Annotated in this window: 5 protein-coding genes, 1 tRNA gene and 2 pseudogenes; 4 read left to right on the top strand and 4 right to left on the bottom strand. The window is 40.1% G+C overall.

The annotated features are described in order from the left end of the window. Positions 1-123, bottom strand: a pseudogene (locus tag H6G57_RS29275) (ISAs1 family transposase); the annotation flags it as partial. A 355-nt stretch (positions 124-478) separates the two neighbouring features. Between H6G57_RS29275 and H6G57_RS27595 the strand changes: the two are divergent. After that, positions 479-1,246: pseudogene (locus H6G57_RS27595) on the top strand (YebC/PmpR family DNA-binding transcriptional regulator). After that, on the top strand, positions 1,243-2,298 hold the full coding sequence (locus H6G57_RS27590; RefSeq protein ID WP_190524866.1) for a retropepsin-like aspartic protease: 1,056 nt from the start codon (positions 1,243-1,245) through the stop codon (positions 2,296-2,298). The pseudogene H6G57_RS27595 and the gene H6G57_RS27590 overlap by 4 nt, the downstream one beginning before the upstream one ends. A gap of 43 nt (positions 2,299-2,341) precedes the next feature. Here H6G57_RS27590 and H6G57_RS27585 read toward each other — a convergent pair whose 3' ends face one another. Continuing rightward, on the bottom strand, positions 2,342-2,821 hold the full coding sequence (locus H6G57_RS27585) for an NUDIX hydrolase (RefSeq protein WP_190524864.1): 480 nt from the start codon (positions 2,819-2,821) through the stop codon (positions 2,342-2,344). Between the two features lie 190 nt (positions 2,822-3,011). Between H6G57_RS27585 and H6G57_RS27580 the strand changes: the two genes are divergently transcribed. Then, positions 3,012-3,083: transfer RNA gene (locus tag H6G57_RS27580), tRNA-Gln, on the top strand. 71 nt (positions 3,084-3,154) lie between these two features. Here the strand turns inward: H6G57_RS27580 and H6G57_RS27575 are convergent. Together H6G57_RS27575 and H6G57_RS27570 are read right to left on the bottom strand one after the other, a co-directional pair. Next, the gene (locus tag H6G57_RS27575) at positions 3,155-3,862 is read right to left on the bottom strand and encodes a lecithin retinol acyltransferase family protein (RefSeq protein WP_375539554.1); all 708 of its coding nucleotides are present in this window, start codon (positions 3,860-3,862) and stop codon (positions 3,155-3,157) included. A 46-nt stretch (positions 3,863-3,908) separates the two neighbouring features. Beyond that, entirely contained in the window at positions 3,909-5,792 is a 1,884-nt protein-coding gene (locus tag H6G57_RS27570) for a bifunctional diguanylate cyclase/phosphodiesterase (RefSeq protein WP_190524862.1), read from the bottom strand. A 139-nt stretch (positions 5,793-5,931) separates the two neighbouring features. Here H6G57_RS27570 and mutS point away from each other — a divergent pair, with 139 nt between their 5' ends. After that, entirely contained in the window at positions 5,932-8,589 is a 2,658-nt protein-coding gene (gene mutS / locus H6G57_RS27565; protein WP_190524860.1) for a DNA mismatch repair protein MutS, read from the top strand. The last annotated feature ends 72 nt before the right edge of the window (positions 8,590-8,661 follow it).

The raw sequence follows: 8,661 nt of genomic DNA, 5'->3' as shown, positions 1-8,661 counted from the left end.
TAAATTCCTCGACATTAGCCCCAATATGACTATTAATAATACTAGCCATATTGGATGCCTTGTTCCCTGAGCCTTCCGGTAATCCTTGACTTTTTTCAGTTTTTCTATTAAAGTTGTTAGCATCTTTATTTTAGAAAAAATAAGCGACCGCTCTTGATTTTATCAGGTAGCGATCGCTCTTTCTTTACTCTTTTCCCCCCGACTTTGAAACAGCCCTGCTTTCCAAGGGGGGCTAGGGGGGATCATTGATGCTTAAAAAAATCAAAGAGCTTTCGGTAACAAGCCTACTTTTAGTGCGATTGTTGACACTGATATCTAGCAATCCGCGCCTTCGAGACGGAGGTTGTAATAATTTACAACTGATATGAAACAGCCAGAACTATTATCCCTATTGCCCATTCGTAATTCGTAATTCGTAATTCGTAATTCGTAATTCCCTGTTCCCTTAAAATAAAGAGTGGTGTGATTCTCTGGGAGTATGGCTGGACATAGTAAGTGGGCGAATATTAAGCGCCAAAAAGCAAGAGTGGATGCGGTTAAAGGTAAAGTATTCACTAGAATTTCCCGTGAAATTATTGTGGCGGCGCGTCAAGGGGCTGACCCCATGGGAAACTTCCAACTGCGAACCGCTATTGAAAAGGCAAAAGCCGCAGGTATTCCCAATGATAATATTGAACGAGCGATCGCTAAAGGTTCGGGTAAACTGGGAGCCGGAGCTTCTGAGTTAGAATCCATCCGTTATGAAGGGTATGGAGTCGGAGGAGTGGCGATTTTAATTGAAGGACTCACCGATAACCGCAATCGTACCGCCGCCGATTTACGGGTAGCCTTTAGTAAAAATGGCGGTAACTTGGGTGAAACCGGATGTGTGAGTTGGATGTTTGACCAGAAAGGCGTTGTCACCTTAGCAGGGCCAATTGATGAAGAAAAACTCCTGGAAGCCTTGGTAGAAGGGGAAGCGGAATCCTATGAATTAACCCCGGTTAATGATACCGATGGGGCGGAAGTGTCTACCGCTATCCCGAATTTAGAACATTTAGCCCAGGTGTTAAAAGAACAAGGATTTAACGTTGTGGAGGCTGAATGGCGTTAGATTCCGAATAATATTATTGAAGTTGATGATGTGGAAAAAGCCAGATCTTTAATGAAATTAATGAATGCCTTAGATGATTTGGATGATGTACAAAGTGTTACTGCTAATTTTGAAATGTCTGATACTTGTTATCAGGAACTTTATAACGAATGAAAGGCGTGACTTCCCTAATGGTGGTTTTAGTTTGGCTTTTTCCTTGGGGTGCTAAAAGTTTGGCAAACCCAACCCTGACTGATTCTCCAAATTTAGAACCTTCATTAGTCCGTACTGATTTGGGTTCTCAGACTACAATGTTATTAAACGTTTTTTCTGTCAATGCCATTGTGAAACTCCAGGGTTTAAATTTACCGCCTCCAAAAACCGTTGGGCAAACCACGATTCCCCTGCAATTGTTAGAAGGAAGTCAAGTGTTTACCCTGCAACTTTCCATTGGGGGAAAATCAGGTAGCTTTTTATTAGATACGGGTGCATCTACTACGATGATTACCACCGCCCTGGTTCAACAGTTAGGTTTAAAAGGGGAACCGATTTCTAATGAAGGATTAGATTATGCGGTGGCGGGGGATGATTGTCCGAATATGAATGCAATTTTGCATCACTTACCCCCCTTGGTGATTAATCAAGTTCGTGTGGAAGAATTGCAAGGATTAGAATTTTCAACTACTGTAATTCCAGAGGAATTATATGGGGTTTTAGGAATGGATTTTTTAAGGAATTTTGATGTTAAAATTAACCCTAAAACTCATCAATTACAATTATTAAATCCGTCTTCTTTACCGCCTGAATCTGTAGCAGACTCTATCCCCTTAAAAAGCCGTTTAGGGGTGATGTTAGCTGAAGTTGAAATTAATGGCAAGGGGCCGTTTACCTTTTTATTAGATACGGGAGCCGATACGATTTTTATCTCGGAACAGTTAGCCAATCAACTCAACTTAGAAGAGGCAACTCGTCAAGATATTCAAGTTCAGGGATTTTGTGGTTTAGAAGATGCAGAACGTTCTCGGTTAGAGCAAGTTTCTCTCAAAGATTATCATCAAAATAATTTAGAAGCGGTTATTTTATCTTCTCCCGTTTTAGATCTATTACAAGTGGATGGGATTATCGGTCAAAGTTTCTTAAATCAATATCAACAATATTGGCGCTTTAATTCCCCTGCCCAATCTGGCGATTTTCAAGGCAGTTTATTATTAGTTCCGGTTCAATAACCTCTAACAATTCTCCTCCTATTATTCTAGGAGCAAAATTAAATTATTTCTGAATTTGTGTAACTTTCATCAAATTTCCTTCCGGTATAATTAACTGTAAGGGATAAACTTCTGGTTTTGTTAAAACCTCAGAAATAATCGGTTTTACAAATTTAGTTCTTAAGGGTAATTGTTCGAGTTCCATTAAGGTAAACCATTTCGCACCTAAACTTTCATGATCTGGTTTACTTTTGGGCGGTGTATTCCCTTCAGGACGGGCTAAAAAAAACACCCCAATGCGGGATTGTCCGTTCGGTTGGGGGAGATGCTGAATTCTTAAAATCCCTTCCAAGATGATAGGAATTCCCGCTTCTTCTAGGGTTTCCCGTTTGGCGGCGGCGACAAAGGTTTCCCCAGGTTCGACTCGTCCGGCGGGAAAATACCAAGGACGATTCCCCATTACTTCCTGAATCAATAAAAAGCGGTTGTCAGAGCGCACAACAACCACAACAAACAACCCTGTTGAGATTGGATGACGATACATAGCGGATCAGAGTGTGAAGTCAATCTTCTTTATTGTGCCTTCTCTTCCTGATGAACCGCAGGTTGATAATGGCCCAAACGATTATATCAAGAGGATTTCAGACGATTATTCAAAAATGTTAAAAAAAAATTAGTGAAAACCCTTGACAAATCCAGGGAGGATACTGCTAATATAAATAACTGTGAAGCAATGGGGCGTCGCCAAGCGGTAAGGCAGCGGGTTTTGGTCCCGCCATTCAGAGGTTCGAATCCTTTCGCCCCAGTTATAGCATTTCTGATATCCTCGATTGAGTTTGAGAGCCTCAGCTACCCTGGAACAATCCCGGTTTATTTCCTAATGGGGAATATCGGTTTGATTTTGGAGTAGCTTTTGAGTCATAGACGCTAATTTTTCTAAACTCGCTTCTAATTCCGTAGCCCGTCGTTTGGCGGTGAGTTTGCGCTTGAGGGCTTCCCGGGCTAAATCTTCTCGATTGCGTTTTAATGCTTCTACAGCCACTTGATTCCAAGAATTCATATCGTTTAAGGCGTGTTTATATTGAGGGTGAATATCATCCCAACTGACCCGAATTTCCGCTAAAGCCTGATTTAAAAGGTGATTGGCATCTTTTGGCGGTGTTCCCATGAACGCTTGTTTGAGAGGCTCAGATAAGGTGTCAACATTAATATAACGGAGAAGGGGAATAAAATTTTCCACCTGTTGACTTTTACTAACCCCAGTAACGCACCAAGTCGCAAAATGTTCACAATTATTAAACAGTAAATTATATTGTTTTTCACCTAAACGACTTTCAGCCCGTTGAATAACAGTATCGGGGATATAACGAATGGGATAGTGTCGCACATCAATCTTTTTCCCCTTAGAAAAGGTATCGATAGAAGTGCGTTCAATAATTTCACTGGGTTTACGATAATGAATAACCGTTCCATCCCCACAATCAATCCCATGGTGTTCGTATAAACCTTCTAGGTTATAAAATTCTCGAAAAACATAGATTTGGTCGCCTCTAGCCATTAGACTTTTAATTTTTTCTCCACTCACTGTTTATAGTTTAATGGTTTTGAGGCGAACGTCTAGGGCGGTTTTTTCACTGATTTTGGTTGAGAAAATTCATCACCTCAGTTTCAACCAAGGGAGGTGAGAATAAATATCCCTGTCCAAATTCACAGCCGAGTTGCTTTAACATTTCCTCTTGGTCAGGGGTTTCAATTCCTTCCGCAACCACTTCTAAGCCCAAACTATGAGCTAAGTTAATAATCGTTTTGGCAATCTCAAAATCCTTATTTCCAGCTTGGATATTTTGGACAAAAGATCGATCTATTTTTAAGGTATCTACAGGGAGTTTTTGTAGATAACTTAAAGACGAATATCCTGTACCAAAATCATCAATTAATAATCGAATTTTGAGGGCTTTTAACTGCCTCAATAATTCCGTTGTATGGGTAATGTTTTCCATGAGACTGCTTTCAGTAATTTCGAGCTTTAAGCTAAAGGCAGGCAGTTTTAAAGAGTCTAAAACTCCTTTAACTTCTTGCAGTAAATGGGGATGTCGTAATTGAATTTCAGAAAGATTGACGCTAACATATAAATCAGGGAATTGAGGTTTCCATTCTAATAAATCCTGACAAGCTTGGGAAAGAACCCATTGTCCCATTGAAACAATTAATCCGGCTTTTTCTGCTAAGTAAATTAACTGGGCTGGAGACACAAACCCCCGTTGAGGATGTGACCAACGCACTAAAGCTTCAAAACCGACAATTTTTTGAGTTTTCAAGGAAACAATCGGTTGATAATTTAAACTCAGTTGTTGACGTTCAATAGCGCGTTGTAAATCGGCTTCTAATTGCAAATGTTCTGCCACAACTGTTGCCATAGAAGGCTCATAAAATACCGTAGCTCCTCGTCCTTGTTGTTTGGCATAATACATCGCAGTATCGGCAGCTTGGAGATAATCTTCAGGACGTTGGCTTTGCAATTTATCCAACACAATGCCAATACTGGTGGGGGATGAAATCGTTACCGTATCTAAGCGAAAAGGAAAATCTAAACTGGTATGAATCCGTTCAATTTTTTCGCTTAAAACTGTAGAATTAGCAATATCAGTCAATAAAATTGCAAATTCATCGGTTCCCACTCTGGCGACAACATCCCTCGGACTAACACAGGTTTGAAGTCGTTGGGCGACTGCAATTAAGAGTTGTTCAGCTAAGAGATGACCAAAGCCATATTTAAGAGGTTTAAACCGATCAATATCGAAGGATAAAACGGCAAAATTTTTTAAGTCTTTTTGGGGATGTTGAAGGGCATATTGTAGCCTTTCTAATAATAAACTGCGGTTGGCTAATCCGGTGAGTAAATCATTAAAGGCATAGCGTTCAAGCTGGGCTTTCGTTTGCAATCGTTCTGTAACATCTTGAGCTAAAACGACTTCCGCAAATTTCTCTTTCCAGTTTATAGTATGGCCTGTTACTTCTACAGCCATTAATGTACCATCTTTTTTATGATGTCGCCAGATACCCACTCGATTTTGTCCTATCTGAATTTTAGATAGACTTTCTGATAATCGTGGAATATCTTCTGGCGGTCGAATCTCTGTAATTTTCATTGACAGAAATTCTGTTTCTGAATAACCATAATGTTCTATGGCGGCTTCATTAACAGCCAGAAATTTCAGGGTTTTTAAGTCATACACCCACATGGGTTGGGGATGAGCAAAAAATAAAGTTCGATACCGTTGTTCTGAGTCCTGTAAACGACGGGTTCCTAAACTTACAAAGAAGTATAAAAGAACACTGGTAATTAACAGGAAAATTCCGCCTTTCAGCGTTTGAATCTGAGTTAAAAATCGAGGGTTAGGAGAAAAAAAGGCAAGTAGTTGATCGGATAAAAAAATCCAAATACTACCGAGAAAGGCATAAAGACTAACCACTTGACGGGCTAGATTTTTTGATAAAAAGCGATCGCGTTTCACTGTAAAAATACAGTCTGACGACTGGTGCGGGCTGAGATATCCATGAATTAAAGTTTAAACTAAATTGCTAAGTTTGCAGAAGGTGACTAAACGCGCTAAAGTCTTAATGGTTAGTCTTGGCTTGCATCTTCACAAAATTATGAGCGTTTCTCCTAGTGCATCTTCTGCACCCGCACAACCGAATAATTCCCTTCCCCCAAATGCAGACTATCGCCAGGTCGATTGGGAAAAGTTATCGGAAATGATGCAACGCTATATCGAAGTCAAGGAACAATATCCCCATGCCTTACTTTTATTTCGGGTGGGAGATTTTTTTGAGTGTTTTTTTCAAGATGCAATTACAATAGCGCAAGAATTGGAATTAGTGCAAACCACTAAACATGGAGGGAAAGAAATCGGGCGAGTCCCCATGACGGGTGTTCCCCATCATGCTGTCGAACGTTATGCGGCTTTATTATTAGAAAAAGGCTATGCGGTGGCGATTTGTGATCAAGTTGAAGATGCGGAAATTGCGGCGCGAGAAAAGCGTCAGGTTCGTCGAGAAATTACTCGGATTTTAACCCCTGGAACTTTGACAGATGATGGAATGCTTAAAGGTCGTCAAAATAATTATTTAGCGGCTGTTGTGATTGCTGGAGATCATTGGGGGTTAGCTTACTCAGATGTTTCAACGGGGGAATTTTTAACGACACAATCGCAAAATTTAGAACAACTCACCCAGGAGTTAATGCGGTTACAACCGTCGGAGATTTTAGTTCCGATTAATGCGCCAGATTTAGGGAAAATGTTACGTCCGGGGGAAAAATCTGATCAGTTACCGGATTGTTTACCGAATTGTTTTTGTTATTCCTTCCGTTCCCAACTTCCCTTTACTTTAACTGAAGCTCGAAACCAAATTTTAGAAGAATTTCAACTGCGATCTTTAGAAGGATTAGGCTGTGATCATTTGCCGTTAGGCGTGCGGGCGGCGGGAGGATTATTAGATTATTTAGATGATACTCAACGGGAAAATCAAGTTCCTTTACAACGATTACGAACTTACACAATTACGGATTATTTAATCTTAGATTATCAAAGTCGTCGCAATTTAGAAATTACCCAAACCGTTCGGGATGGAACGTTACATGGTTCTTTATTATGGGCATTAGATAAAACCAGCACCGCTATGGGGGGGCGGGCGTTGCGTCGTTGGTTATTACAACCCTTATTAGATATTCGGGGAATTCGGGCACGTCATGATACCATTCAAGAGTTAGCTGAAAATCATGAATTAAGATATAATTTACAACAATTGCTTCGGCAAATTTATGATTTAGAACGATTAACAGGACGGGCGGGAAATGGAACGGCTAACGCCAGAGATTTAGTCGCTTTAGCGGATTCATTAGCGAAATTACCGGAATTATCGGTTTTAGTCAGTGAAGGTAATTCTCCCTATTTAAAAGCCTTACAAACCGTCCCCCAACTGTTAGAAACCTTAGCCCATAAAATTCAATCTTATTTAGTAGAATCTCCCCCCCAACACTTAAAAGAAGGAGGTGTGATTCGTGCTGGGGTCGATGAACAATTAGATGGGATGCGGGTATTAGCGGAAGAAGATCAACAATGGTTAGCCAATTTAGAAGTTCAAGAACGAGAACGCACTGGAATTTCGACGTTAAAAGTGGGTTTTAATAAAGCGTTTGGCTATTATATTAGTATTACGCGCTCTAAAATAGATCAAGCTCCTACCGATTATATTCGGAAGCAAACTTTAACCAATGAAGAACGATTTATTACCCCGGAATTAAAGGAACGTGAAGCTCGAATCTTAACGGCAAAAGATGATTTAAACCAACTAGAATATGAGCTATTTGTGCGGTTAAGATCGGAAGTGGGAGAACATTCAGAACTCATCCGAGATGTGTCTCGCGCGGTCGCTGCGGTTGATGTTTTATGTGGGTTAGCGGATATTGCCGTTTATCAAGGCTATTGTCGTCCCGAAATGGTTAATAGTCGAGAAATTAAAATTATTGAAGGGCGACATCCCGTTGTGGAAAAATCCTTACCCCCTGGTTTTTTTGTTCCCAATACTGCCCAGTTAGGAAGTACAGAAGAAGAGTCAGAAGCATCAGGAATTAAACCCTATTCTTACCCGGATTTGATTATTTTAACAGGGCCAAATGCCAGTGGTAAAAGTTGTTATTTACGCCAAATTGGGTTAATTCAATTATTAGCTCAGGTGGGGAGTTTTGTTCCTGCTAAATCGGCTAAATTAGGAATATGCGATCGCATTTTTACCCGTGTCGGGGCGGTGGATGATTTAGCAACGGGTCAATCAACCTTTATGGTGGAAATGAATGAAACTGCTAATATTTTAAATCATGCGACTCCAAAATCCTTAGTCTTATTAGATGAAATTGGGCGAGGGACAGCAACCTTTGATGGTTTATCCATTGCGTGGTCTGTAGCGGAATATTTAGCCACAGAAATTCGATCTCGAACCATTTTTGCCACCCATTATCATGAATTAAATGAGTTAGCTTCCATTATTCCCAATGTAGCAAACTATCAAGTTACGGTCAAAGAATTACCCGATAAAATTATATTTTTGCATCAAGTTCAACCCGGAGGTGCAGATAAATCCTATGGAATTGAAGCGGGACGGTTAGCGGGTTTACCGGATGTTGTGATTCAACGGGCTAAACAAGTCATGCGTCAAATTGAAAAGCATAGTAAAATTGCTATTGGATTGAGAAAGGGAATTAAGAAACAAGATAATAAAGAGGATGAGGGAGAACAGTTAGATATTTTTTAAGCTTAATTCCTAAAAATCGTTTATAATCAAAATAGGGGTGCAACTTTGATCATTGATTGAGTTAAAGGATTG

It is taken from the genome of Planktothrix sp. FACHB-1365 (assembly GCF_014697575.1).
Taxonomy (GTDB): Bacteria; Cyanobacteriota; Cyanobacteriia; order Cyanobacteriales; family Microcoleaceae; genus Planktothrix.
Note: the sequence above shows the minus strand (reverse complement) of the source record. Positions and strands in the feature narration are given on the sequence as shown.